Annotated in this window: 26 protein-coding genes and 1 pseudogene; 5 read left to right on the top strand and 22 right to left on the bottom strand. The window is 35.3% G+C overall.

The window, feature by feature from the left end:
* Nucleotides 1-43: 43 nt before the first annotated feature.
* The 3 genes from H0173_RS20540 to H0173_RS20530 form a co-directional block, all read right to left on the bottom strand.
* A complete protein-coding gene (locus H0173_RS20540) occupies nt 44-760 on the bottom strand; it encodes a 3D domain-containing protein (protein WP_260631291.1) in 717 nt (238 codons plus the stop codon).
* 183 nt (nt 761-943) lie between these two features.
* Nucleotides 944-1,267 (bottom strand): YuiB family protein, encoded by a 324-nt coding sequence (locus H0173_RS20535; RefSeq protein WP_221848650.1) that lies wholly within the window; start codon nt 1,265-1,267, stop codon nt 944-946.
* Between the two features lie 142 nt (nt 1,268-1,409).
* Nucleotides 1,410-2,627 (bottom strand): NAD(P)/FAD-dependent oxidoreductase, encoded by a 1,218-nt coding sequence (locus tag H0173_RS20530; protein ID WP_221848649.1) that lies wholly within the window; start codon nt 2,625-2,627, stop codon nt 1,410-1,412.
* Nucleotides 2,628-3,014: 387 nt separating this feature from the next.
* On the opposite strand from H0173_RS20530, the gene H0173_RS20525 reads away from it, so the two are divergent.
* Complete coding sequence (locus H0173_RS20525) at nt 3,015-4,010, top strand: NAD(P)/FAD-dependent oxidoreductase (RefSeq protein ID WP_221848648.1); 996 nt, start codon at nt 3,015-3,017, stop codon at nt 4,008-4,010.
* Nucleotides 4,011-4,046: 36 nt separating this feature from the next.
* On the opposite strand, the gene H0173_RS20520 is transcribed toward H0173_RS20525, so the two are convergent.
* Nucleotides 4,047-4,409 carry a HesB/IscA family protein gene (locus tag H0173_RS20520; protein ID WP_221848647.1) on the bottom strand — a complete coding sequence of 121 codons (363 nt, stop codon included), beginning with the start codon at nt 4,407-4,409 and terminating at the stop codon, nt 4,047-4,049.
* Nucleotides 4,410-4,688: 279 nt separating this feature from the next.
* Here H0173_RS20520 and H0173_RS20515 point away from each other — a divergent pair, with 279 nt between their 5' ends.
* Complete coding sequence (locus H0173_RS20515) at nt 4,689-5,390, top strand: DUF2225 domain-containing protein (RefSeq protein ID WP_221848646.1); 702 nt, start codon at nt 4,689-4,691, stop codon at nt 5,388-5,390.
* Nucleotides 5,391-5,676: 286 nt separating this feature from the next.
* Here H0173_RS20515 and H0173_RS20510 read toward each other — a convergent pair whose 3' ends face one another.
* Nucleotides 5,677-5,913 carry a YuzB family protein gene (locus H0173_RS20510; RefSeq protein ID WP_396021288.1) on the bottom strand — a complete coding sequence of 79 codons (237 nt, stop codon included), beginning with the start codon at nt 5,911-5,913 and terminating at the stop codon, nt 5,677-5,679.
* A gap of 290 nt (nt 5,914-6,203) precedes the next feature.
* Between H0173_RS20510 and H0173_RS20505 the strand changes: the two genes are divergently transcribed.
* Nucleotides 6,204-7,271 carry an NAD(P)/FAD-dependent oxidoreductase gene (locus H0173_RS20505; RefSeq protein WP_221848644.1) on the top strand — a complete coding sequence of 356 codons (1,068 nt, stop codon included), beginning with the start codon at nt 6,204-6,206 and terminating at the stop codon, nt 7,269-7,271.
* A 45-nt stretch (nt 7,272-7,316) separates the two neighbouring features.
* Here the strand turns inward: H0173_RS20505 and H0173_RS20500 are convergent, their stop codons facing one another.
* Entirely contained in the window at nt 7,317-7,640 is a 324-nt protein-coding gene (locus H0173_RS20500; protein ID WP_221848643.1) for a YuzD family protein, read from the bottom strand.
* 173 nt (nt 7,641-7,813) lie between these two features.
* Here H0173_RS20500 and H0173_RS20495 point away from each other — a divergent pair.
* Nucleotides 7,814-8,044, top strand: a pseudogene (locus H0173_RS20495) (NifU family protein); the annotation flags it as partial.
* A gap of 41 nt (nt 8,045-8,085) precedes the next feature.
* Here H0173_RS20495 and thrB read toward each other — a convergent pair.
* From thrB to yutH, 4 genes are all read right to left on the bottom strand, one after another.
* Nucleotides 8,086-9,012, bottom strand: coding sequence for a homoserine kinase (thrB, locus tag H0173_RS20490; RefSeq protein ID WP_221848641.1), 927 nt, complete (start codon nt 9,010-9,012; stop codon nt 8,086-8,088).
* Nucleotides 9,009-10,073: a threonine synthase gene (gene thrC, locus H0173_RS20485; protein ID WP_221848640.1), complete on the bottom strand. Its 1,065-nt coding sequence runs from the start codon at nt 10,071-10,073 to the stop codon at nt 9,009-9,011. Before thrC ends, thrB begins: the two co-directional genes overlap by 4 nt.
* A complete protein-coding gene (locus tag H0173_RS20480) occupies nt 10,070-11,374 on the bottom strand; it encodes a homoserine dehydrogenase (protein WP_260631289.1) in 1,305 nt (434 codons plus the stop codon). The genes thrC and H0173_RS20480 overlap by 4 nt, the downstream gene beginning before the upstream one ends.
* A gap of 161 nt (nt 11,375-11,535) precedes the next feature.
* Entirely contained in the window at nt 11,536-12,540 is a 1,005-nt protein-coding gene (gene yutH / locus H0173_RS20475) for a spore coat putative kinase YutH (RefSeq protein WP_221848638.1), read from the bottom strand.
* A gap of 225 nt (nt 12,541-12,765) precedes the next feature.
* Between yutH and H0173_RS20470 the strand changes: the two genes are divergently transcribed.
* Nucleotides 12,766-13,266: a phosphatidylglycerophosphatase A family protein gene (locus tag H0173_RS20470; RefSeq protein WP_221848637.1), complete on the top strand. Its 501-nt coding sequence runs from the start codon at nt 12,766-12,768 to the stop codon at nt 13,264-13,266.
* A 102-nt stretch (nt 13,267-13,368) separates the two neighbouring features.
* Here H0173_RS20470 and galE read toward each other — a convergent pair whose 3' ends face one another.
* The 12 genes from galE to H0173_RS20410 all read right to left on the bottom strand — a co-directional run bounded on the left by galE (nt 13,369) and on the right by H0173_RS20410 (nt 25,982).
* The gene (gene galE, locus H0173_RS20465; protein ID WP_221848636.1) at nt 13,369-14,388 is read right to left on the bottom strand and encodes a UDP-glucose 4-epimerase GalE; all 1,020 of its coding nucleotides are present in this window, start codon (nt 14,386-14,388) and stop codon (nt 13,369-13,371) included.
* A gap of 105 nt (nt 14,389-14,493) precedes the next feature.
* Entirely contained in the window at nt 14,494-15,000 is a 507-nt protein-coding gene (locus tag H0173_RS20460; protein WP_221848635.1) for a D-glycero-alpha-D-manno-heptose-1,7-bisphosphate 7-phosphatase, read from the bottom strand.
* A 5-nt stretch (nt 15,001-15,005) separates the two neighbouring features.
* Nucleotides 15,006-16,124, bottom strand: a complete 1,119-nt coding sequence (locus tag H0173_RS20455) for a glycosyltransferase family 9 protein (RefSeq protein ID WP_221848634.1) — start codon at nt 16,122-16,124, stop codon at nt 15,006-15,008.
* A gap of 6 nt (nt 16,125-16,130) precedes the next feature.
* Nucleotides 16,131-17,648, bottom strand: coding sequence for a D-glycero-beta-D-manno-heptose-7-phosphate kinase (gene rfaE1 / locus H0173_RS20450; RefSeq protein ID WP_260631288.1), 1,518 nt, complete (start codon nt 17,646-17,648; stop codon nt 16,131-16,133).
* Nucleotides 17,635-18,198, bottom strand: coding sequence for a D-sedoheptulose-7-phosphate isomerase (locus H0173_RS20445; protein ID WP_221848632.1), 564 nt, complete (start codon nt 18,196-18,198; stop codon nt 17,635-17,637). Before H0173_RS20445 ends, rfaE1 begins: the two co-directional genes overlap by 14 nt.
* A gap of 106 nt (nt 18,199-18,304) precedes the next feature.
* Nucleotides 18,305-19,441 carry a GNAT family N-acetyltransferase gene (locus H0173_RS20440; protein ID WP_221848631.1) on the bottom strand — a complete coding sequence of 379 codons (1,137 nt, stop codon included), beginning with the start codon at nt 19,439-19,441 and terminating at the stop codon, nt 18,305-18,307.
* Between the two features lie 9 nt (nt 19,442-19,450).
* A complete protein-coding gene (locus tag H0173_RS20435) occupies nt 19,451-20,440 on the bottom strand; it encodes a PIG-L deacetylase family protein (RefSeq protein ID WP_221848630.1) in 990 nt (329 codons plus the stop codon).
* 67 nt (nt 20,441-20,507) lie between these two features.
* Complete coding sequence (locus H0173_RS20430; protein WP_221848629.1) at nt 20,508-21,161, bottom strand: HAD hydrolase-like protein; 654 nt, start codon at nt 21,159-21,161, stop codon at nt 20,508-20,510.
* Nucleotides 21,158-22,786, bottom strand: coding sequence for an aldolase catalytic domain-containing protein (locus H0173_RS20425; RefSeq protein ID WP_221848628.1), 1,629 nt, complete (start codon nt 22,784-22,786; stop codon nt 21,158-21,160). Before H0173_RS20425 ends, H0173_RS20430 begins: the two co-directional genes overlap by 4 nt.
* Nucleotides 22,779-23,531: a 3-deoxy-manno-octulosonate cytidylyltransferase gene (locus H0173_RS20420; protein ID WP_221848627.1), complete on the bottom strand. Its 753-nt coding sequence runs from the start codon at nt 23,529-23,531 to the stop codon at nt 22,779-22,781. The genes H0173_RS20425 and H0173_RS20420 overlap by 8 nt, the downstream gene beginning before the upstream one ends.
* 104 nt (nt 23,532-23,635) lie before the next feature.
* On the bottom strand, nt 23,636-24,445 hold the full coding sequence (locus tag H0173_RS20415; protein WP_221848626.1) for a 6-hydroxymethylpterin diphosphokinase MptE-like protein: 810 nt from the start codon (nt 24,443-24,445) through the stop codon (nt 23,636-23,638).
* Complete coding sequence (locus H0173_RS20410) at nt 24,435-25,982, bottom strand: oligosaccharide flippase family protein (protein WP_221848625.1); 1,548 nt, start codon at nt 25,980-25,982, stop codon at nt 24,435-24,437. Before H0173_RS20410 ends, H0173_RS20415 begins: the two co-directional genes overlap by 11 nt.
* Nucleotides 25,983-26,003 lie beyond the last annotated feature (21 nt).

Here is a 26,003-nt window from a genome sequence, read left to right as displayed (position 1 = left end):
AAATAGTACAGGCAAATCCAGCGATGGATTTACCTGTACTATTTTATTTTCTTTCAGATTTTATATACTGCTGGCGGAATACCTGCATAGATTCATTTTCATTTAAGGCATGTAATTCTTCTTCCGTTAAGGTGCCGTTACCCATTTGTACGACATACACATCGAGTGTCTTTTTTCCCCATTCATTATAAACATCATTGACTGTTTCATAGTAAAGATCAACTTTATTTCCTTTTATGGCACCGCCTTTATCAGCAACAACCCCATACCCATATCCAGGAACAAAGAGTATTGTTCCAATTGGAAATACATTAAGATCTGCTGCAACGGTTGAATATAAATCTCGTTTTACCTTTACACCAGAATATGTAATCCCGAAACTCGGATGACCAGGATGTTTCCCTGTTGATTCATAAAAAGCTGTATATCCTGTTGCCACTACACGCTTTGCTGGGTATTGCGACCAATCTATTGCCTCTTCTAATCTCGGTGGCGTTCCTGAAACTGCTTGGCTAGAGGATATTTTCAGATCCATATTTGTCAGTTGCTTTAAATATTTAAAAGCAATGCCCACACTTTTAAATGTATGATTAAGATGGTGGTCGTTTATCGTTTTGCTTTCATGAAAATCATCACTGTTGAAATAGGTTACAATTGATTTTGCTTGTACACCAGAAATGGATTGAAAAGTAGTAAATAGAGCTATCATAAATAAAGCTGACATTACTAAACGTCTTGTCCAATTTTTAATTATATTCATTTAAATTTTCACTCCTCCCAAGAATATTCATTTCCCAACTTTCATGAGAATATTCATAGAGAGGAAAAAAACTAAACTAAAACATTAAAATAGCAAGAAAATACCGAAAATTTTATTCTATTTTCTAGAAAAAAAAATCTCTGCCGTTAGGCAAAGATTTTTGTCATTCTTTAATAAGAATTACTAAAACATTTGATACCCTTTGTTTCTTAAAATTTTTATCGTAATTCCAGCGACAATTGCACCAGCCAATCCACTGCTTAAAATAAGAACGTCCGCAGTGGCAAGCTGGGATAATTCTGTTCCCAAGCTGGAGAATGCTTCTTTTGCGTTTTGGAAATACTCAATAAATCGAACTTTATCAATAATTAATATGGCAATGATTGGATAAATAATAGCCATAATCCAAGACATTCTCAGTAGCATATTTAGTATAAATCCAATTCCAAAAAACAACACAAAAAACAGCAGCATGGAAATTGGCAACACAAAAATAGTCATTTGCATGAGTTCCGTACCTCCCTAAAGCACATCATTAAATAGTGTACTGAATGTAAATAGGGGAGTCAATTAATAAATAATCTTAATTTAATGAAAATGCGAAAAAGGAACTTAAGTCAATACCCTTAAGCTCCTTTTTTAAAGTTGATTATAAGAAATTAAATTTTCCTTTTTTCATGACTAATGATGGCCCGCCAATCATATAAAGAGCACGATTGTCGACCATTTTCTTCATGAATGAAGCTTTTGCCCCAACCATTTTCTTGCCAAATGCAACACCAATCGCATCGTCCTCACCTAAAGAACATACTGTTCCTTTAATATCTGGCTTAAATGACTCGAGCTCTGTTTTGTTGCGAATAAGGGCTGCTATATTTTTAGCACAAACCTCTCCTTGCTGCATCGCAATTTGAGCCGTTGGCGGATAAGGACGGTTAATTTCTTCGTTAATAATTAGAGAACAATCCCCAATAATAAATACATGATCGTGGCCGGGAGCTCTTAAATCTGGCTGTACTTTCACACGTCCGCGCATTGCCTCGAAGCCTGACTTCTCAATCAGGGAGTTTCCGCGTACACCTGCTGCCCAAATAACAGTACCAGCCTTAATTTCTTCTATTTCGTCATCGCCTTTTCCTACAATAATTCCCTCAGGTGTACATTCCTTGATGGCTGTACCGATCCGGAATTCTACACCTTTTTTCTCTAAATGTGCAACAGCATATTCAACAAGCTCAGGATCAAATCCAGGAAGGACCATTGGTGCTGCTTCTACGCAGATGACTTTTACCTTTTGAATATCAACATCATATTCACGGCAAAGCTCTGGTATGCGGTTGCCTAATTCACCAAGGAATTCAATTCCTGTAAATCCAGCTCCCCCAACAACAATCGTTAAGCGTTCATCTTTTTTCTCAGCTTCCGTATTATATGTTGCAAACTGATATTCAATATGCTCACGGATTTGGCGAGCTGAATTAACGTTTACAATTGAAAATGCATACTCTTTTAAGCCCTTAATGCCAAATGTTTCTGATTCGCCGCCAAGCGCTATTACTAAATAATCATAGTTAATTTCGCCATTTTCCAAAATGACTTTTTTCTCTTCAATTTTAACCTCTAATGCTGTTCCTTTAATAAATTCAACCTTATTTTGGTCAATGACTGTTTTAATATCATAGCGTACTCGGTCATGGTGAAGAGTACCCGCAGAGGCCTCATGAAGCCAAGTTGTTTCATAGTGGTAATCATTTTTGTTTATTAATACAATATCGGCTTCGTTTACACCTATAGCCTTTTGTAAACGAGTAGCAGTCATTAATCCACCATAACCCGCCCCTAAAATAACAATCTTTTGCTTTCTCAATGCACATCTTCCACCTTTTAGCATATTTTCTTTATCATTTTTCAAACAGCTTTCCTTTATCCTCAACTCTTTGAATACACATAAAAAGCACCAAGAGTTTGTGATGTTATTCACTTAAGATGTCAAAAAAAAGTAAGAAAATTGTCACAAAATATTAACATTTATACCTACAACCATATTATTCGTTTTCAAATTGGATTTCAAGCCTAAAAACAGCAGGAAAAACCATTTTTAATTTTTTGACTAATAAAACAAAAATATTATTTTCACTATAATAATACTAAAATATTTTGTCTATTCATAATCTTTTATACAAGGAAGTGAGCTTTATCCAAAATTATGTTATGATATGGTGTGGGATGGCACTATATGTTGGGGGGATATGTTGTGAAAGAAGATCAATATGTGTATGATATAACCATTATTGGCGGAGGTCCTGTTGGCTTGTTTACTGCTTTCTACGGCGGAATGAGACAGGCTTCTGTTAAAATTATTGAAAGCTTGCCACAGCTTGGCGGTCAATTATCTGCACTATATCCGGAGAAATACATATATGATGTAGCCGGTTTTCCAAAGATCCGTGCCCAAGAATTAATAAACAATTTAAAGGAACAAATGGCTAAATTTAAGCCAGCTACAGTACTTGAACAATCAGTTGAAAAGATTGAAAAGCAAAAAGACAGCACTTTTAAACTCACAACAAATAAAGAGATTCATTATACAAAAACTGTCATTATTACTGCTGGTAATGGTGCATTCCAGCCTCGCCGCCTTGAGCTTGATAGTGCTGCTCAATATGAAGGGAAAAATCTTCATTATTTTATTGACGATTTAAATCAATTTGCTGGTCAAAATGTTGTCATTTTTGGAGGAGGCGACTCTGCAGTTGACTGGGCACTTATGCTAGAGCCCATTGCTGAGAAGGTAACCATTGTTCACCGCCGCGATAAATTCCGTGCTCATGAGCATAGTGTAGAAAACCTTCACAACTCAAAAGTTGAAATCAAAACCCCATTCGTTCCGACAGAAATAATCGGTAATAATAAAGGTATTTCCCAAGTGATTGTTGAAGGTGTTAATGATAAAGCAAAAGAAGTAATCGATGTAGATGCCGTTATTTGTAACTACGGCTTCGTATCCTCCCTTGGTCCAATAAAGGAATGGGGCCTTGTCATAGAGAAAAACTCCATCGTCGTAAATTCTAAGATGGAAACAAATATTCCTGGCATTTATGCTGCTGGCGATATTTGTACGTATGACGGAAAAGTGAAACTCATTGCCTGCGGCTTTGGGGAAGCGCCAACAGCCGTTAATAACGCAAAAGCTTATATCGATCCGAAAGCTAGAATTCAACCAATGCACAGCAGTTCCATGTTCAATTAATACGAAAGAGGGTTCCCGACGGGACCCTCTTTCGTATTAGCATTCCTCTGGCGAACCTGCATTTGCAGCCGTTCTGAACGAAGACCCACACCCGCATGAAGCAATTGCATTTGGATTGTCGATGGTGAACCCGCCGCCCATCATGGATTGCTTATAGTCAATTTTTGTTCCTTGAAGGATTGGCGCATCCTCCTTGCTAACAAGAATTTGAATACCATGCTGTTCAAACTGAGAGTCATTTTCTTCTACTTCATGAGCAAATCCCATACCATACGATAAGCCGCTGCACCCTCCGCCCTTAACGGACACTCTAATAAATGCATTCTCTTCCTCGTTTGCTTTCATCATTTCTTTTATTTGTAAAGCCGCTGCTTCAGTAATAATAACAACGTCACTCATTTATTTTCCCTCCTTAAATTAATCATGCTTAAACCTGTATATATAATTGAATGTTTCTTAAAATTCAAAAGCAATTAATCAAAGATTACTCTCTCTATAACTAGTATATACACTGCAGTTCATGACCTCAACTAATCAGTTTCATCAATTAAATACATTATTTATAGTCAGATATTTATTAAACATAGTGCTATTATCATGCATTAGAGTATAATTGTAGATATAATGGAATATACAACTAACTCTTAAATCAAACTATTTTCCTAGGAGGCGATCACAATGACTGCTGAAATTGAACCCATCTTTGATAAAAAGTGTACATGCAAAGTATGTAAAAAATCGTTTACTAGTAAAAAGCTGCGTTCAAGATTTATTAAAGTAACTGACTACGATACAGATTTTTGCCCTAATTATTCCTCCGAGGAAACGAACGCAATCCTATATCATGTTGAAGTATGTCCACATTGCGGCTTCTCTTCTACAAATGATTTTTCTCCTTATTTTCCTCCAGGCTCCCTTGAATTGATTCAATCTAAAGTATGCGAACAGTGGAATCCGCATGATTTTGGACAAAAAAGATCGATTCACGATGCAATCAAAACATATAAATTGGCTGTGTATTGCGGTCTGCTGAAAAAAGAGAAAAATATTGCGATTGCTGGGATGTATATTAGACTCGGATGGCTTTATCGCAGCATGCAAAATGAGGAACAAGAGCAGAGATTCTTAAAGCTTGCTACAGACTCCTATATCGATTCCTATATGGCGGACGATTTCAGAGGCACTCAAGTTTCAGAGGTTCGCGTTCTTTATTTAATTGGCGAGCTTTCTAGACGAACTTATCAAATGGAACAAGCTGTAAAATTCTTTTCCAAAGTCATCGAAAAGCAAAATCAGTCCACAGAATCTGGCATTATTGATATGGCACGAGAAAGATGGTACGAGATGCGCGATAGCCAAAAAACAGCTAAACAAGCTTAAAGTGAAACTTCAATCAGTGGGGGTTTTCCGAAGGACAAAAGGTGCTAGTGCAGACATTGCGATAGGAAGTCGCGTTCTTAGTCTGCCTCATCCCCCACTGATTGGTAGTTGAACCAATCGGGCCTTTACGGGCTGTTGATCTCCCACTTATAAATTTTCTATTTTATATAATTTCTTGAGGTAGGGAGTCTTACAGCCCGTTAATCTGCGATAAAACGTCAAAAGGGTAATATACAGTCAGCTTCTCAAATATCAAGTGGCCTGACTTATATCACCCTTTTTATATTCAAAACATTGGATTCTCTTCCAAAAATTCATATATATTACTTACGAGTTCGTCAGGTGTTTCCCCTGTCACTACTTCACCATTAACAAGGGCAAACAGCATAGAAGCACATTTCCCGCAATAGCCAAGACACCCATATTCAATGACGTCAAGATCATAATCCTTCTCTAAAATCTCTAACGCAGCTTGAGATCCACTAGCTAAATTGCTTACACAAAACTCAATTAACGGCTTAATCACTTTATCACCTCAGGTCATCACTTACCTTTTTCATGCTACCTTTTTTCATTCGTTTCCGCAATCATTTTTACTTCTATTGGAATTAAAGATGGATACAAGGATTTATTACATTTCTTACAAAATTTATAGATTCTTCTAACACTATACAATGAATTTTGTCAAGTTCTAATCTTAATAAGGTTGTGATTTGGTTACAATTTAGTTATACTTTCTATGGGATTAGAGTTATGTTATTTACTATTTTAGGCTATTACTACATTAGAACGGACATAAAGGGGAATACAAAAATGAAAAATCTTGTGATACTTGGCGGTGGCTATGGTGGAATGAGAGTACTTGAACGTCTTCTGCCAAATGGGCTGCCTGACGATGTTTCTATTACTTTAATTGATCGTGTGCCATACCATTGTTTAAAGACAGAATACTACGCATTAGCCGCTGGAACGATCTCTGATCAGCATGTAAGAGTCGCTTACCCTGAACACCCAAGACTGGAAATAAAATTTGGTGAAATTACAGGTGTTGATCTGGAGAATAAACAGGTTACCCTTCAAGACGACAAACCGGTACCTTATGATGACATCATTATCGGATTGGGCTGTGAAGATAAGTATCATAATGTCCCGGGCGCAGATGTTTATACATTAAGTATACAAACAATTGAAAAATCTCGTTCTACTTATCAGGCGTTAAATAATTTAGCACCAGGTTCTGTTGTTAGCATTGTTGGGGCCGGATTAAGTGGAGTAGAAATTGCATCTGAGCTTCACGAAAGCCGTCCCGACCTGAAAATTAAATTATTTGACAGAGGCAGCCATATTCTTTCGGCATTCCCAGAAAGACTCGGTTTATATGTAGAAAATTGGTTTCACAGCCACGGTGTTGAAATCATCAGTCGTTCTAACATTACCCGTGTTGAAGAAAACGTTCTATATAATCATGATGAACCTATTCCTTGTGATGCAATTGTATGGACAGCCGGTATTCAGCCAAATAAAGTGGTGCGTGATATGGATGTTGAGAAGGATGCGCAAGGGCGTGTCGTTCTTACTAAATATCATAACCTCCCTAACGATGAGCATGTATATGTTGTTGGGGATTGTGCCAGCCTTCCGCATGCACCAAGTGCACAGCTTGCTGAAGGGCAGGCTGAACAAATAGTCCAAGTACTATTAAAGCGCTGGAAAGGTGAAGAGCTTCCAGAATCATTGCCTACTATTAAACTAAAGGGCGTACTTGGTTCCTTAGGGAAGAAGCACGGATTTGGACTTGTCGCTGACCGTGCAATTACTGGACGTGTAGCTCGAATTCTAAAATCAGGCATTCTTTGGATGTATAAGTACCATAGAGGATAATACAAATCAAATGAGCATCTCCAGATCGGAAATGCTCATTTTTATTTACTCTGGTTTGTATCCATGTATTTCCATAACTGAATAGATGGTTTTTAATTTAGGATTTCCTTCTCCAACCACTTCATCTTCAACCAATACGACTGGATAAAACATATCCTCTTCGATTACTCTTTGGGCAAATTCTTGTTTTGCAGCTTCCTCTGGCGGATTATGAATGTCCACATACGTAATTTTAAAAGGCTGATCCGGATATTTTCTGCTTAATGCAGCCTGCAGCCATTCAAATGTTTCCTTTGAGGATGGAAGGTTTACACAGCTTGGACATAAAACTTCCGCTCCATAAACGGTTAATTCAACTTCACGATGCATTCCGTTTTCCCCCTTAATTGCAATGAATACTGTTCTTTATTTCATTTTACATGATTATACCAGGAGAAGCCTTAGATTTTTTGTTTTGAGTGGAAATCGTTTCTTTAAATAGATTTTTCCCATCATAATGATTATAATAAATATAAAGAAAGGAGTAGATTTAAATGGCTGAACAAACAACAATGCTTGAACAAGTTCAAGAAGTATTAGATAAATTACGTCCATTCCTTCTACGCGACGGAGGAGACTGTGAATTAGTTGATGTAGAGGATGGCGTTGTAAAATTGCGCTTACTTGGTGCATGCGGTACTTGCCCGAGTTCAACGATCACATTAAAAGCAGGTATTGAACGTGCACTTTTAGAAGAAGTACCTGGTGTTGTAGAGGTTGAACAAGTATTCTAATAATAAAAATAGCGATGTCGAATCCGACATCGCTATTTTTATTATTTATAAACGAGGCCATTTCGGGAATTACAGATAACCTGACTCCCGATTTGGTCGATTTTAAGACAACGGCAATCCATCTGTGGGAGGAGCTGCGACAGACCTTCAGCCACAGCTGCTCCTTTTCCTTCTTCCGCTAAACAGAGCACCGTAGGTCCAGCACCGCTTAAAGCAACTCCAAAAGCGCCAATACTTTTAGCACTATCCTCAATTACTGCCATATGGGGAACGAGTCCCTTCCGATATGGATGATGATATAAATCAGACTTCATCATTTTTCCGGCAAGCTCGAAGTTATTACTTAATAGTGCGGCTATTAGAACATTTCCAACTGCGCCTGCCTGTACAGCTTCACTATAAGAAAGGGTGCTAGGCAATACCCCTCTCGATTCCTTTGTTAACAGTTCTTCTTTTGGCACAACCGCAATGACATCCAGAGAAAGATGATTAAAAACCTCAGCACTCACTTCATCATTCTGTTGGCACCCAACTACAAGCCCGCCTAGAAGAGAAGCCCCTACATTATCCGGATGTCCTTCAATTTTTGAAGCTATTTCTAATTTTTCCTGCTTTGACAATCCAAGACAACAAAGAGAGTCTGCTAACTCAATTCCTGCTACAATAGCTGCCGCACTAGAGCCAAGCCCTCTTGCTAGCGGAATATCACTCTTGACATGAATTTTGCAGCCTGGAAGAGACTGATTGTATTCCTCCGCAGTTTTCATGGCAATTTGATAAATATAATTCGTCTCATCTTTTGGAAAAATACTTAAGTGGTCTGATAGCGGGATAATCTCCCAACTATCAGATTTCTCTACTTCTAAAGTTAAATACACATTCAATGCTAGCCCAATTGAATCAAATCCTGGTCCTAAATTAGCTGAGCTTCCAGGGACTTTAATGATGAGCATTTCACCTTCGCTCATACATGGACAACTCCCTTAATATGCTCAGCAACCGCGTTTTCATCATTAGGCAGGACAATCGGTTTAATTGGACTGCAATCGATCGCTACATTCGGATCCTTAAGACCATTTCCTGTTAAAATAGCCACTACTCTTGTATTATGCTCGATTTCTCCATTGCGAAGCTGCTTATAAATGCCTGCCAGTGATGCACAAGATGCAGGTTCAGCAAAAATTCCTTCTGTAGAAGCAAGCTTTCGATACATACAAAGAATTTCTTCATCACTTACTTCATCAATTTTTCCTTTTGATTCTTCTAATGCTGCATTTGCCAGGCTCCAGCTTGCGGGATTTCCAATTCGGATAGCAGTTGCAACAGTTTCTGGGTTTTCAAACACTCGATTATGAACAATGGCGGCCGCCCCTTCTGCTTCAAATCCATGCATTTTAGGCAGGCCAGTTTGCTTCGCTTCATGATATTCCTTAAAACCTTTCCAATAAGCACTGATATTCCCTGCATTACCAACAGGAAGAGCAAGAATATCCGGTGCTTGGCCGCCAAGCTGATCACAAATTTCAAAAGCTCCTGTTTTCTGACCTTCCAGACGGTAAGGATTAACAGAGTTTACGAGAGTAATAGGCTCTGTTTCACTAATTTTTCTAACCATCGCTAAAGCCTCATCGAAATTTCCTTCAATGGAGATTATTTCTGCTCCATACATAACAGCCTGCGCAAGCTTACCCATTGCAATTTTCCCTTCAGGAATAACAACAATACAACGAAGTCCCGCACGTGCTGCATAGGCTGCAGCAGCTGCTGACGTATTGCCAGTGGATGCACAAATAATTGTATCACTGCCCGCTTCCTTCGCTTTCGCTACCGCCATTACCATGCCGCGATCTTTAAATGAGCCAGTTGGGTTTGTTCCCTCCGTTTTTACATAAAGATCGATTCCCCATTCATCAGAGAGCTTATCAAGTCGAATTAATGGTGTATTTCCTTCATTCAATGTTAGTAGTGGTGTGTTATCGTTAACAGGCAAATACTCTTTATAGGCTTTTAATAGTCCTTCCCATCTCATACACTTGCGCTCCCCTCAACTCGATACGAGCTTTCGATTGTTTTTACTGCTTGTAAATCTCTTAATTTAACTAAAATATCTTCATAATCTTGTAATGAAGCCTGATGAGTAACGAGAACAATCTCAGCAAGCTCTTTGTTTTTCAGCGGCATTTGAAGAATCTTTTCAAAGCTCACATTATGTTCTGAGAAGATTGACGTAATATTTGCAAATACACCAACTTCATCTTTTACATGTAAACGTAAGAAATACTTCGAGAAAATTTCATTTGTTTCTTTTAACTGTTTTTCGTATTGCGGTGTTACAGCGCTTTTTCCGGTTACACCTAGACGCATATTTTTCATCACTGCCACTAAGTCAGAAACAACCGCTGTAGCTGTTGGCAAACTGCCCGCTCCCGGTCCATAAAACATCGTCTCACCGACTGCTTCTCCGTGAACATAAACAGCGTTAAACTCATCATGAACAGATGCCAAAGGATGTGTGTCCGCTAATAGGGTTGGCTGAACACTAACGGCTACCTTATCACCTTCTCTTTCCGCAATACCAATCAGCTTCATTGTATAGCCAAGCTGGCTGCTGTACTGAAGATCCTCTTCAGTAATACGTGTAATTCCTTCAACCTTGACATCGTCTAAATCGATTTTCATCGAAAAGCCTAATGTTGCCAAGATAGCCATCTTCCTTGCTGCATCAAGCCCTTCCACATCAGAAGTTGGATCTGCTTCCGCATAGCCAAGCTCTTGTGCTTCCTTTAGGACATCCTCATACGCACTGCCATTCTTGCTCATTTTTGTCAAAATAAAATTCGTCGTTCCGTTCACAATCCCCATCATTTTCGTGATTCTGTCCGAAGCTAGCCCATCAACAAGGCTTCTTAAAATTGGAATTCCGCCACCAACGCTTGCCTCATAGAAAAGGTCACAATCATGATCAGATGCAATAGTCAGCAGCTCTGACCCATGGACAGCCATTAAATCTTTGTTTGCCGTAACGACATGTTTTCGATTCTTTAAAGCCTTAATAATATAATTCTTTGTTTCAGAGATTCCGCCCATTACTTCAATAATGACATCGATCTCAGGGTCATTTATGATTTCTTCCGGATCTGTCGTTAACTTTGCTGCATCTATTTCAACAGGTCGTGCCTTATATAAATCCTTCACTAGTATCTTTTTCACTTTAACAGGACAGCCAACTTGGTGCATTAGCTTATCTTGATGATTTTCAATAATCGTTACAACACCTGAACCAACCGTTCCTAATCCTAATAATCCGATCGAGATTGCTTCCACTTCCATACCCCTCTCAAGTTGTTCTTTCTGTATGTACACTTGTATTTGTATAGTAGACATTATAGAGGGAATTTCTTTTTTTTACAATAGGTATTTTCAGACGAATCGAGATGTAATCGTTTTCTTCGCAAAAAAAACGACTTGTAAAAGTCGCAGAAAGAAGAGTTTTATTTTTTTAACCATTCTATAATTGGAATTTTCATTCTTTGTACCGGTACTTCAGCAAATTCATAAAATCCGCCTAAAAAGCGCTCATGGTCAGTGGATTGCTGCAAAAACTTCTGCAGCCTTTCCTCCTGCAATTTCTTTTCCTGCTCGGAGGTTGTTCCATAGTAGCTTTCAACACAATAGAAATAGTGAAGCGGAAATAAGAGCCGCGCAAAGTAAAGTCTCCATGAAAACGAAGTTAGAGGAACAATACTTTGGTACTCCCTAATAAATTGCTTGAGCTCAGGCACGTACGTTTTTATATTGCGGAAGTATTTCTCTCTCGTCCACTCAGCTAAATCTCTAGAAGAGTGATCGAACACCCAGTCGAAGGGATTTTTCATATAATAAGTATTGTTCCATGTTTTAGCTGTAAATCGTATATGACATATCGTCCCGTAATCCGTTATACCTGGATTATCGTCAATTTCAGTATCAACAATGTATTGTATGGCATTTTCCGCAATCCCCCTGTAATATGGAAATGATTCCAGAAACATCCGATCAAACTCACTGTCTGGCTGCTGAAATAGCATTTCATTCCAAACCTTTTCCATTTGATCTAGCCTTGTCTCCCATAATTGCTTCCATTGTCCAATTCTACTAATATTCTTTACTGGGAAAGTGACCGTTCTTCCTCGAAAGTGAAATTTAGCAAGCTTTCTTCCGCTGCGTGTAAGCTTTCGATTTCGCTGCTCTTTATTCATAAGAACACAATATTTACCTTTATCCGATTCGCTAATTAGTTTCCCATCCTTCGTCTTCACAATGGTACTGCAATATTTTTCTCCGCTTTTCTTAAGGTGCTCAATCAGCATGTCTAATTCACTAAGCTCCTCCTCACCCATTCCGCCAATCGGGACTAGTAAATATACATGTCCTTGTCTTCTGAATGCATTATAATTCCCAAATTTGAATTCCTCACCAGCCTCTAGCCCATAATGTTTTTTAAGCAAATTTAACATTTCACACCTCCTGATAGGAAAAATTCTAAAGAAACTCCTTACCGAAAATATATGTAGAAAAAAGCAAAACTTGTTCTTTTCTTGAATAAGTCACAACACGATGGAAATAACTGAAAAGGATGTACAATCTGATGAAAAGCAATATTAATTGGAAAAAGGACAATGGAATATTTTCTAAAAATAGGTTATATATATATTGAAACTAAGAGGAAATAGGTGGAGCCGATGAATGAAGAAAAACGTGAAGATGTAATTGAGCAAACAGCACGCAAATGGTTGCAGGAACGCGGAGTGAAAATTCAAGATATAGCAGATTTAGTTTATTTCCTCCAAGAAAAATATCATCCAGATTTAAAAATGGAAGATTGCATTGAAAATGTGGAGCGCGTTCTTTCTAAAAGAGAAGTGCAAAATGCAGTCTTGACTGGCATTCAGCTCGATATGCTAGCGGAAAACAAACAGCTTTTGGAGCCATTGCAGCATGTTATTGAAATTGATGAAGGCCTGTATGGCGTAGACGAAGTTTTGGCCTTATCGATTGTCAATGTATATGGTTCTATAGGGTTTACTAACTTTGGCTATATCGATAAGCTGAAACCCGGTATCTTAAAGGACTTGAATGATAAATCTTCAGGAAAGGTTCATACCTTTTTAGATGATATTGTTGGGGCGATTGCTGCGGCTGCTTCTAGCCGGTTGGCGCATAGGGCGCATGGGGCGAAATAGAATTACTAACATAACAAGATCATACTCATAGAAAAACGGATGGGCTGCATTTTTCCATCCGTTTTTCTTCTTTATTTATTGTTATTTTCATACCCCTTACATTCACATAACGTCTTCAAATCCATTTGGATTCATTACTTGCCACCGCCAAGAATCGTTACACATTTCATCTATCCCTTTTTCCGCAGACCACTTTAGTTCGCTTTTTGCTTTTGTTGGATCGGCATAGCTAATAGCTATATCACCACTTCTTCTATTAACAAATTTAAATGGAATCGCCCGCCCTGTTGCATGTTCGAATGCGCCAATCATCTCCAAGACACTATATCCTTTTCCCGTACCTAAATTATACGTATGGACACCCGCTTGATCTAATATTCTCTCAAGCGCTTTTATATGCCCACAAGCTAAATCAACAACATGAATATAATCTCTTATCCCTGTTCCATCATGTGTCTCATAATCATTTCCAAAAACACTCAATTCCTTCAATTTCCCCACTGCCACTTGGCTCATATAAGGAAACAGATTGTTCGGTGTCCCATTAGGGTCTTCACCAATAAGTCCACTGCTGTGTGCACCAACTGGGTTAAAATAACGCAGCAAGGCAATTCGCCAATTATGATCTGAAACAAATAAATCTTGAAGTATTCGTTCACATATTAGCTTTGTTTGTCCATACGGATTTGTCGCTTGAAGCGGATCATTTTCACAAAATGGAACACTTTCTGATAACCCATAAACGGTTGCTGATGAGCTAAACACAAGCTTCTTCACATTAAATCGATCCATCACTTCACATAAGCTGATCATTCCTGTAACATTGTTTTGATAATAACGGAGGGGGAATGCTACTGATTCACCTACTGCCTTTAATCCGGCAAAATGAATAACTGCATCAATCTTCTGTTCAGAGAAAATAGGGGATAATGATTTCTGATCTTTGATATCAACTTCATAAATGGGGAATTCCTTTCCTGTGATTTCGCTCACCCGCCTTAATGCTGCTGGTTTACTATTTGAAAAATTATCAGCGACAACCACCTCATATCCAGACTGAAGAAGCTCTACGCACGTGTGAGTTCCAATAAAACCCGCGCCGCCAGTAACAAGGATTTTCATTTTCTTCCCTCATTTCGTGAATGTCCTTTTTAAATGAATATATAAGAAATAAAAAAAAATCACGATGTTTGGGAGACATCGTGATTTTTGGTCATTATCTATTATTTATAAGATGTTTTGATGCATCATAAAGTCATATAAACATTCAGAACTAAATTTATAACCTCTAATTCCAGCAGCTGCTGCAGCTTCCATATCAGTGTCTTTATCTCCAATAAAATAACTTTTCTTTCTATCAATATTATAATCTGATATTGCTTCCAGAATTAAACCTGGTCTTGGTTTGCGACATTCACATTTCGTTAAATAAGGTTCTATCCCGACTGTTGGATGATGTGGACAATAATAAAAGGAATCAATTTGTACATTTTGCTTTTGAAGCAGATCATTGTTTATCCAATGATGAAGATGATTTACATCATCTTCTGAAAAGTATCCTCTCGCAACTCCAGACTGGTTGGTAATCACAATAATCGTGTATCCAATAGCTTTTAAGTGTTTTATTGTCTCTACTGCTCCAGGAATCCATTTAAAATCAATAGGTCTATATACATATCCAAAATCCTCGTTCAAAACACCATCTCTATCAAAAAAAATTGCCGATTTTTGCATAATGATCACCTAGCCCTAATTGCTTTATATACATCCTTAACTTCTATTGTTGAAATGCAGCCATTTTCAATCACACAATGATGTTTTTCAAAACCTAAACTGAGTAGTTGGTCACACTTAATTCTAGGTGTAAGGATAATGGATGTTTCAGAAATTGGTCCCCATCTTAGCGGTGATGTAGGTCCATGTAATGCAATAATAAATGAACCCACCGCTGCACCAAGATGCATAATTCCCGTATTAACAGTTACAATAGTCCCCACTTCTTTTATTAATGCAGCAGTTTCTTCTAAATTGAGTTTTCCAGCCAAAGAAATACAGGCTTTATCTTTCATCCCATTTACTTTATTGGCGAATGAATCAGAGAATATTGCATCTTGTTTCCCGCCAGTCAAAATTATTTTATAATTCTCTTCAATAACATGGTCAGCTAACTCAAGCCATGAGGACTCTGGCCATTCTTTTTTCTTTTTATGCGAACCAGACGCAAACATATGAAAAATAATATAGTTTTGATTTAAATTTAATATTGTTCTTATTTTATCTATGCTCTCTCTACTGATTAAAAATTCAGGTTTTAACATTAATAAACTATAATCTAAATCTCTTAAAATATTCCTATAATTATCCAATTCATGTATATGATCTGAATGATCTGCTGTTTTATCATATATATAGTGCCTAAACATATGTTTCCTTTTAAATCCAACTTTATATTTTGCCTTTATGACAAATGATATAAATGCATTTAATCTAGACCATGCGCCAAAATCAAGTAATAAATCATACTTTTCCTGTTTCCTAATAATGAAGAAGCTCTTCCATATTTTCGAAAAATCAAATTTTATTATGTGATGAATATGGGGCATACTTTTTACAGCTTGAATATTCCCATTTGAACAGACAAGTGTAATTTTTACATTGGGATAATAATGCTTTATTTCTTTTAGTATTGAAGAAAGGAGAACTGTATCTCCGATAGCAGCTATCATGACGATAATAATAGTTTGAGGAGGATTGGTTCTTATTTGTTTCTTTAATCTTAATAGGCCTAATAGGAAAATTAGTGGAATACCAATAAACTTATCCAAAAATTTAAATTTAGCATTTCCCCGTTCCTTCATTATAAATTACAACTCCCTAATGCCTTTATTAAGTTCAATCTTTATATTGGTAATCTTTTCAATCATATTTGAGGTAGAATATCCGTCTAGATAAGGGATTATTACGGTTTTTCCTGCAAACTCTTTACCGACTACTTCCTCTGCTTTGTAATCTCCTCCTTTCACTAAAATATCTGGTCTAACTTCTGATAGGAGATTAAGAGGCGTATCTTCATCAAATATGATAATAGCGTCTACAAATTCAAAGAAAGATAACATTTTTGCTCGATCATTCTCACTCAATATCGGTCTTGTTGGACCTTTTAATCTCTTCACCGAAAGATCACTATTAAGTCCTACAACAAGTTTGTCTCCTAATTGTTTAGCTTTTTTCAAATAAGTAACATGCCCAATGTGAAGCAGGTCAAAACAGCCGTTTGTAAAAATAATCTTATATCCATTTTTTCTCCATAGGTTCATTACCCGCTTATATTCTTCGTAATAAAACACCTTACTTGATAGTTTTTCCGTATTTTCACATGATAATTTAAGCTGCTCAAGCAATTCGTCAGTTTGTACAGCATATGTTCCTACCTTCCCAACTACAAATCCTGCCGCTAAATTAGATATCTTTACTGCATCCTCTATTTGCGCCCCTATTCCAATAAACGCCGACAATGTAGATACGACTGTATCTCCAGCACCTGAAACATCAAAAACTTCTTTAGCTGCGGTCGATATATGAGTTATTTCATTTTCCCCTACTAAACTCATTCCTTTATCAGATCTAGTAATTAACAAATAATCTATCGAGTATTTTTGCCTTACTAATGGCCCATATTCATTCATCGCTTCGTTTGTATTCAATAAATTATTCCCTACAATATCACTTAATTCTGTAAAATTGGGTGTAAGTATTGTTGCGTTTGTGTATTTTTCCCAATTTTTACCTTTTGGATCGATAACGATTGGAATACTATTTTGATTTGCCAAAGAAATCACCCTTTGACAAAGCTCTTTTTGACAAAAACCTTTTCCATAATCAGAAATAATGATTGCATTCATCTGCTCAGTATTAAGTTTCTGTACAAGCCATTCTTCAACTTGCTGAATGGCTAAATCTGAAATATGAATCGTATCTTCATGATCAATCCTAAGCACCTGCTGATTTCCACTCATTATTCTTGTTTTCATCGTTGTGCACCGTTTATCTATTATCATTCCAGAGCCATCAATTTGATTAGTCTCTAACAGATTGAAAAACTCATCTCGTCCTTGGTCATTACCTACTGCACCAACAAGTGACACATTACATCCTAGTTTCACTAAATTATTTGCTACGTTTGCCGCTCCTCCTAGAGTTGTCATTTCTCGTTTCTTGTTAACAATAGGTACAGGAGCTTCAGGAGAAATTCTCTTCATTTCACCAAAATAGTATTTATCCAACATTACATCTCCAATGACAACAACATAACAATCTTGTATGTTAGTGTTAAATAAATGAATGAGAGACTGGGCATTCTTTATCACTTTAGTACACCTCATCAATGATTTCACAAATAATATGTCCGATTAAAATATGTGCTTCTTGAATTCTAGCCGTATTACTTGATGGAATAATAAGGCAATGTTCACAAATATCTTTTAACCTTCCACCTTCATTCCCAGTAAAACCAATTGTAATAGCACCAGTTTTTTTTGCTTGATGCACGGCTTTAATAATATTCGAACTATTTCCTGAAGTACTAATGCCAATAACAATATCGTTTGGCTTTACTAACGCTTCTACCTGCCTGCTAAATACTTCATCGTACCCATAATCATTTCCTACGGCTGTTAGAATGGATGTATCAGTAGTTAATGCAATAGAAGGTAATCCTCTTCTTTCTTTATAGAATCTGCCAACAAGCTCAGCAGCTAAATGCTGACTATCTGCAGCACTGCCGCCATTACCCATAAAAAAAATCGTATTTCCTTGTTCAATTGCACTTTTACATTTATGTCCTATTAATTCAACTTCGTCTATTAACTGATTTTTTATTATTTCTATTACTTTTTGATGCTCTAATATCCCCGTCAAAACAAGTTGTGTCATATGACCAACTCCCTTATTGCATATTTTTTATTAAGGAAACAAAAAAACATGCCTCCAGAGATACTTCTCAGCGGCATGCTTTTCGTCCTTATTTTGAACATTAGCTTCATAGAATAGACCAAAGTCGCTTAGCTATAGGTTTAATATAATTAATAATAAAGTGATTAGATTCTTTGATATGATAGAAATTTTTTATTAACATAGACTTCATAGTGTAGTTAAAAATATGATAATTTACATTATACTTGTTAATAGTACCCCATTTTTGTTTATACTCTTCATCTCCTCTAAGAAAATCTACAATCTCAACGCCTTCTTTATAAGCATCCATTATAAGATGATATGTTAAAAGATGAGATGGAGAGTATTTTTTATATTTAGTATTCATAGAAGGAATATACAAATAACTCTTTTTCCCATCGAACATTCCAAATTCAATTGATATAATTTCTTTATTAAGACTTAAGAATGATAGTTGTAATAAATTACTCTTAAATAAACTTTTTGCTGCTAGCAAGGCATAATCTCTTTGCTCTTTATGCCTAAATTCGCTTGGCGTATCCGTATTTGCCCATCTTTCACAATGTAACTTAAAAAGCATATTCATTACGGGTTCTATCTCTTGTTCTGATACAACCTTGGAGTACTTAAGTTCCCCTTTTTTAATTAATTGCCTTTTTTTAGTAAGAACTTCTTTCAATAATGATTTATTGAACTTTAGTTTTATATTCTCAATATCACCTTTAAGCATTAAAAAGGGACAAGCAACAGATCTTTTTCTATTTATCCATTTTGGTTTTGTTAATCTCAGATTGTTAAAATATTTATCAAAAAATGATTCTTCCGGTACAGCTTTCCATTCTATATAATCCCAGCTAAATCGATCTTCATAAATTTTCTCAAATGCACAGCTAAGGAGCACATCAGGAGAATATTTTTTAGACAATAACGGGAGTAGGTAATCTGATGATTCTGAACCTATTGGTTTTAATACACGAATTTGAAAAATCGCCAAATTAATTATTGAATGATAGAACGGGATAATTCCAATTACTTCATTTCCTTCTTTTATTTCAATCAAATAAGGCGTGATATTCTCTTGCCTGCTTTTATGATCCCACCAACTTTTCAGCCAATTTTTATCTTGAAAAACAGTGACCTCATGAAACTCTTCATTAAGTGTTTCCCATTCCGGAATAATTTTGTATAAAGCATCAATATGTTTGTGAATAATGACTTCCATCATTCCACCTCAACTGATTAAGATTATGTTATAAAGAAATGAATGAAGGAATGCTACAACAGATATCGAATCAAGGAATTTATTAATAATTGGTGCTAAGCATCTTCTAGAGAGTTGGCAGTGTTCATATAATTCTAATTCCGATTTCGATATATCTGCCTGACGTATAGCTTCCCCTTGTAAAAAGTATTTTTCAACGCCTTGGGATTGATGAAAGGCTAACATTTTCTTTTTTAGATCCCTCTCCTCCTCAGAAATATCAATAATGACTTCGTTTAATTTATTTGTTGGGTTGTTCAAAAAACGAATATTCTGAGTTCCAATGGGCTGAGAAGGATTATATTCTGTATACTCAAACACATTCGTATAACCTATTTTGTTGCAGATAGATTTAACAACAAAACTTGTCATATCATGATCGATATGACCGCCTTCAATACTGTGAACGTAAACTCGTTTTGGATTTAATTGTTGTAGCAACATTGAAATATCAATATACATCGTATCTAAATACCTTTGCGTACCTCCATCAGGAAATCCTAAACAATAGATATTTTCTTTCGAAATATTAATTTGTGATAATGCTTGTATAGCTTCCCTATATCTTAAGGTCGCTCTTTTATTCGATTTATCGATTTTTCGGTACCAGCTTTCTCCAGCTCCAGCAGTTCCATTCGTAACAAAAATAACTTTAATTTCATCACCATTTAAGCTATGCCGGTATAAAGTAACACCTAAACCTAGTATGTCATCATCAGGATGAGCTGCGAAAACGAGAACATCTGTTTTTTGATTTATTGGATTAATTGTTACATTTCGTCCTATCATTTTATTCGGATATCTATATAATTCTCTTTTATATTCCAGTTTCTTAATAATTCTATCAAATGAAGGTATATATTGGCGGACTTTATTGATAGACTTACTAATTAGGCGATCACCAATAAACTGTTTTAGTTTTTTGATGAACTTACTAATATATCGCTCAGAAATAAGCAAACGATACACCACCTTTTATATGAAAAGCCTTACAGAAAAAATCTCTGTAAGGCTTTTTATTTTGCAGTCAAAGACTTAAAAACAAGATAATATCATCTACATATTCAGCTATAAAAACATTCTTAATTTGACTGGCTTCTTCTTTATTTTTGAATCCATAGCCGTATGTTACTGCAATAAAGTCTATACCAATTTGTTCAGCACCTATTGCATCGTAAATGCTATCACCTATCATAACTACTTCTGACAAATCATCGTGTTCAAGCTCCTGTAAACAAAGCTTAATTATGTCTGATTTACTATATGTGTCTTGATCATCAATGCCGTTAATTGAATGGATAAATGGTGTTAAATGAAAGTGATTCAAAATTTCCTTAGCTAAGTCATCTCTTTTAAGCGTAGCAACAGCCGTTTTATATTTTTGTTCATTTAATAACATCAGCAACTGTTTTATTTGCGTATAATGTTTTGCCTCATATAATCCTTTTTCTTTATAGCGCTCTCGATACAATTCAACTGCTTTTCTTGCTTCATTTTCCGATAATCTGCATTCGCGAATAAAAGAATCGAATAACGGGGGACCAATAAAGCTTTTTTGCTGATCTACTGTTAATTCAGGAATACCCATTTTTTTTGCTGAATAATTTGCACACCGCATTATTCCCTGTGAGGTATCTAGTAACGTTCCATCTAAATCGAAAATTATAGTAGAATATTTCATATATCCACCATATTTCCCTTTTGCAGTTCAACAGCATCTCTATAAACAGTCGATGTAATGAAATGAATATCCATTTCCCTATTAATTACAGATAAATATTCACTTATAGCCTTATTTTTCTTTACAAGTTCTTCAATTTCGGAGTTATTGATCATGTCAGAAGAAAAATAATTGGTGGTCTTATTCAGGCTAAATCCATCAAAACCTGCTAAATATACACTTTTTATGGATAATCGGTTTAAAAGATTGATCAACATTAAACCTGCATTATCTATAATAATGGGATTATTAATAAGTAAATCTGAATAATTAATGACCAATGAAGAATAATCATTTGACTTAGTAATATTGGAGGTCGTAATTAGTGAAGTATTTTCTGGTGTATTGGTATTAACGTCTGATAGACTGCGAAATCGCTTTAGGTTACTAATAAACACAGCATCTATCCTAAATATTTGTGGAGTAAAATTAACACTAAAAACAAAGGGGTCATTTATTTTAATAAAATCATTGATTTCTTTCTTTTGTAGATCAATAGATTTTCCTGGTCCAATAATGAGTATCTTCCTACGTGATATCATTTCACGAATTTTATTAAGGTTTTCAGAATCATTTACATAATGGCTTTGATATTTAATATATAATTCTTCGATATAATATTTGTCATAAATATCCCTTTTTTCTTTTGGGATCTGCTTCAAAATTGAATTTATTGCCTTTACTGAAATGGTCTGCTTATTCAATAAATTCGAGGCATAATTAGGATGGCATTGATTTACGGCTGCAAGATAATAAGGGATAGAATAACCCCATTTCGTCTCAATAAAAAAATTACTCAAATGCTCATCCACAATCTCTAATAAAGGTATGATATCATACTTTTGTTCTATATTTTCATTAATGTAATGTGCTACCAGTTCTGTACATAGATTACCCGCACCTCTTCCCATCCCGAAAACGGATGAGTCGATAATGATATTTCGTTTTGTATGCAGCATTAATAATTCCTGTGCATTCGAGAATGACAGTTGAAGATTATTATGTGAATGAAAACCTATTGCAATATGTTCATCCAAATTATTGTCTATAAGATGAAACATTCTAAGCAAGTCATTTTTATACATAATTCCTAATGTATCTACTAAATAAAAAGCATAAGGCTTTAATATATTCACTCTCTGTACAAGTTTTAACAAATTTGAATCTGAATAACTAGTTGTTCCGACAGGTTGTATAAAAACCTTATATCCCTTTTCCATTAATAGTTTCCCATAACTCAATGCTTCTTCTACTTCATTTTCATGAAAAGTGACCCGTATACCGTCTATTGACGTACCGTCACATTCAGTAATCTTATCAATGGAAATGTAAGGTTGTGCAATCATGCCCACATACAAGACGTTTTCCCTCTTAGGTTCTATATATTCTCTTATCCTTTCTACATTATTAAACAAGGCCTTATTTTTATCAAAATCCTTTTCTTCTATAAAGCCACATTCAATTATATCAATTTTTGAATGTGCTAAATTTGAAATCACCTTTTTTATTGTTCGTTCACCAAACTTCCACTCGTTAATATACCCCCCGTCACGAAGTGTGCAGTCAAGTATCATTATTTTACTCACAAATAATTTCCTCCTGACTTATTTGGCTTTTTATTATTAATTTAACCGCTTCTAAATCCTTAGGAGTATCCACTGATAATGTTTTAACATCAGCATCAATAAATTTTATTTTTTGACCGTTTTCCAAAAATCTAAACTCATCAATATCCTCAGCCGCTTCTAAAGGACCTCTTGTAGCTTTAAAGCAGAATTCTAATGCACTTTTTGTAAAACATTGAACACCAACAAACTTCTTATAGCTAAAATTATACGTTCCTTTTGGGTATGGAATTGGACTTCTAGCCATGTATAACCCGTATCCATATACATCGGTAGCAATCTTTATCTTTGAGTAATCAACTGCTTCTAAAGGATTTTTTAGTTCTGTCATGAGATTTGAAACAAATAATGAATTTGGATCAATGTTTTGCGGAATAATTTTCTTAATCGCATCAACCTGTATTAATGGTTCATCACCATTAACATTAATATAAAAGTCTGCATTGATCTTTGTAGAAACCTCATAAAGTCTATCTAAATGTGTTTTATGGCTTTTTGAGGTCATGACTGTATTGATCCCCAGTTCTTTACATACTTGTTCAATTCTGATATCATCTGTTGCCACGAAAACTTCATCTAATTCTTGAACCATATTTAGTTTATGATGGACCCACCATATCATTGGCTTTCCCCAAATATCAGCTAACGGCTTTCCTGGGAATCTCGAAGAATTATATCTAGCTGGTATAACACCAATAATTTTCATCTTTGTCACTCCCATTATTAAGATTCTAGATTCATTTTGTTGTCACAAAATATCAGTTATATTAAATTCTGTCTCTATATTGACTATTAACTAAATTTATTTAATCATTTTGTTAATAAAACATCTTCTAACTTAATTCGATCAAAAACCTCTAACTTACCGCCTCTAGTTGCATTTCTAATAACTAATCCGTTTTCATCTGCAAATTTTCGTGCTGCCTGAAAACCTAACAAAGAATTTTCTAAATTAGGAAGCTTTAATCCTAGATTATTGTCTTTAGAAAAGTAATCTTTAACACCCTGATTAGTAATAATTTTCCCTTCATTATTTACTGTCACAGCATAATTAAAGTCCACACCAAGAAGATAGATTTCTTTAAACCCCATATAAACTGCTAATTGAATTGCCCCGTAAGTTACAGAGTAACCTTCATATATTTGTTTACTAGCGTCTGTGCTGAATTTTGGTAAATTAGGATGATACTCCTCTGAATTCAAATAAAAATATATAGCATCATTAATATCAAATTTATAAAACCATTTAATATTGATTGGAAAGAACTTGATTTTGGCTTCAACATGTTCAACTTCATTTTGAATCTCATTCAGCAGAACAAAATCTTGGCCCATATAATAAGTCGGGCGCCAGTCAGTTTGATCAAAAATATTGTATATCCTATGTGTCGCAAATGTTACCTCTTCCTTTAGAAGATTTAAATCTTCAGGCGTCAAACTTGGGCCATTTCCAATAATAAAACACTTTTCACCATAGTGTTTATTATGAAAAGAGATAAGTTTGTTATAAGAATCAGATTGGTAGTACTTATCTAATCTGCTTTTTTGTTTCAGTGAAACAAAAAAATAATAAATTTTTCGGATAAATTTTATAGATTTGAACGTTTCTTTAACATTCATGTTTTCTTTGACTCCTTCTAACAAACCTGGCAATCATAATTTGATAAAGCTTTTTTAATTCTTTTTTATCTAAAGATATAACTATACTAATCATGTAACCGGCAATACCACATAAAAAGGCAATAATCATTAGATCCAGCCATTGATCTACATTGATTAACCCTTTAATCAAATAAAATACACCTGCTAATACAGTCATTGTTAAGACATTACGTATAATTAAAGGATAAAAAGTTGCCCATTTGACACTTAAGCACTTAGCCGGGTAAATAGGAGTAAAAAGACAATTGCGGATAACACTTAATGTTGAACTTGATATAGATATAGCCAGTAATCCAAGATTAGTAAATTTAATTAATATCAGCATCAAAATTACATTTAATGCTCCTGTACTGAATAACATAATTGATGGAACTTTAACCTTATTTAATATTATGTTCACATTGAACAATATATTAATGGAGCCGCTTATTAGATAAGGGGCCATCATAATAATAGATAACAAATGTAAATAACTAGCATCTTCTCCTGGTACCCAAAGTCGATAAAAGTCATCGCCAAATACAATAAATCCCGAAATAGGAACACTAATTAAAACTCCTAACACCTTACTAGAAAAATTTATTTCCTGTATAAATCCGTCATTATCGTTATTGGCATACCTAGTAGCTAAAGGTGGAATGAATACACCAACAAGCATTCCAATTAAGGAAGCTATAAATATTGGGACAGTTTGGGCAATTGAATATTCACCTGCCTTGGCTGCACCATAGAATATATTGGCCAGTAACAGATCTAATCCTGTAAGTAAAATCACACTCAGATGATTGAAAGAACCCCAAACACCTGAACTTAAAAGTTCCTTAATTGCCTTTTTATTAAAATAAACTATGGAGAGACGCAGCTTTGGCAATAAGCGCTTTGTTAAGTATATTGAAATAGTATTTCCAATTACGCTAACACTTAAAATAACAATTCCCACATATATAATTGAAGGTAAAAAAATGGCAAATAAAAAAATGAACAATGTTCCTTTTATTCCACTTTGAATCATATCTTGATATGAGCGCAAATCAAGTCTATTCGTAGCTACTGTAGCAACATGAAAAACAGATCCTAATACAGATATTAAAAACGTCAAGAAAACTAAACTAAAAAGAAGTTGGACTTCACTGTGAAGAGCTGCCGGCACATTTAAAAAGCGATCCATAAATAAAATGATTAAAGAAAGAGGGATGACAAGAAAAATGATCATGATCACATTAGAGTAAAAAACAGAATTAAAATATATATTAGCTTTTTCAATATCATTTTTCATTACCTCTAACATAATAAACCTGGCAGCCATCGAATTTAATGCGATTACTAATAGGTTAATATAAGTAACAAAATTATTTGCCAATGGAAAAAATCCATATGCTTCCTTCCCGATATGTTTAATTAAAAATGGTGTAAGCAAAAAGCTTACACCAATACTAATTGTAAAAGACATGATATTTGCTATTAAATTTATACTTAATTGCTTTTTATTATTCATAAGCTATTCCTTTATTAGTGA

It is taken from the genome of Bacillus sp. S/N-304-OC-R1, from assembly GCF_019749375.1.
Lineage (GTDB): Bacteria > Bacillota > Bacilli > Bacillales > Cytobacillaceae > Cytobacillus.
The sequence above is the reverse complement of the archived record's forward strand: the minus strand, read 5'-3'. Positions and strand labels throughout refer to the sequence as shown.

Coding starts and splice junctions, on each gene's coding strand:
- H0173_RS20520 (WP_221848647.1), bottom strand. CDS start 4,409: ATGAGTGACGTTGTTATTATTACTGAAGCAGCGGCTTTACAAATAAAA.
- yutH (WP_221848638.1), bottom strand. CDS start 12,540: ATGTTAAATTTGCTTAAAAAACATTATGGGCTAGAGGCTGGTGAGGAA.
- H0173_RS20415 (WP_221848626.1), bottom strand. CDS start 24,445: ATGAATGTTAAAGAAACGTTCAAATCTATAAAATTTATCCGAAAAATT.
- H0173_RS20515 (WP_221848646.1), top strand. CDS start 4,689: ATGACTGCTGAAATTGAACCCATCTTTGATAAAAAGTGTACATGCAAA.
- H0173_RS20470 (WP_221848637.1), top strand. CDS start 12,766: ATGAATGAAGAAAAACGTGAAGATGTAATTGAGCAAACAGCACGCAAA.
- H0173_RS20430 (WP_221848629.1), bottom strand. CDS start 21,161: ATGAAATATTCTACTATAATTTTCGATTTAGATGGAACGTTACTAGAT.
- H0173_RS20420 (WP_221848627.1), bottom strand. CDS start 23,531: ATGAAAATTATTGGTGTTATACCAGCTAGATATAATTCTTCGAGATTC.
- galE (WP_221848636.1), bottom strand. CDS start 14,388: ATGAAAATCCTTGTTACTGGCGGCGCGGGTTTTATTGGAACTCACACG.
- rfaE1 (WP_260631288.1), bottom strand. CDS start 17,648: ATGAGGTGTACTAAAGTGATAAAGAATGCCCAGTCTCTCATTCATTTA.
- H0173_RS20455 (WP_221848634.1), bottom strand. CDS start 16,124: ATGAAGGAACGGGGAAATGCTAAATTTAAATTTTTGGATAAGTTTATT.
- H0173_RS20480 (WP_260631289.1), bottom strand. CDS start 11,374: ATGGAAGTGGAAGCAATCTCGATCGGATTATTAGGATTAGGAACGGTT.
- H0173_RS20535 (WP_221848650.1), bottom strand. CDS start 1,267: ATGCAAATGACTATTTTTGTGTTGCCAATTTCCATGCTGCTGTTTTTT.
- thrC (WP_221848640.1), bottom strand. CDS start 10,073: ATGAGATGGGAAGGACTATTAAAAGCCTATAAAGAGTATTTGCCTGTT.
- H0173_RS20500 (WP_221848643.1), bottom strand. CDS start 7,640: ATGCATCGTGAAGTTGAATTAACCGTTTATGGAGCGGAAGTTTTATGT.
- H0173_RS20440 (WP_221848631.1), bottom strand. CDS start 19,441: ATGGAAGTCATTATTCACAAACATATTGATGCTTTATACAAAATTATT.
- H0173_RS20445 (WP_221848632.1), bottom strand. CDS start 18,198: ATGACACAACTTGTTTTGACGGGGATATTAGAGCATCAAAAAGTAATA.
- thrB (WP_221848641.1), bottom strand. CDS start 9,012: ATGAGCGAAGGTGAAATGCTCATCATTAAAGTCCCTGGAAGCTCAGCT.
- H0173_RS20410 (WP_221848625.1), bottom strand. CDS start 25,982: ATGAATAATAAAAAGCAATTAAGTATAAATTTAATAGCAAATATCATG.
- H0173_RS20460 (WP_221848635.1), bottom strand. CDS start 15,000: ATGCAAAAATCGGCAATTTTTTTTGATAGAGATGGTGTTTTGAACGAG.
- H0173_RS20505 (WP_221848644.1), top strand. CDS start 6,204: ATGAAAAATCTTGTGATACTTGGCGGTGGCTATGGTGGAATGAGAGTA.
- H0173_RS20540 (WP_260631291.1), bottom strand. CDS start 760: ATGAATATAATTAAAAATTGGACAAGACGTTTAGTAATGTCAGCTTTA.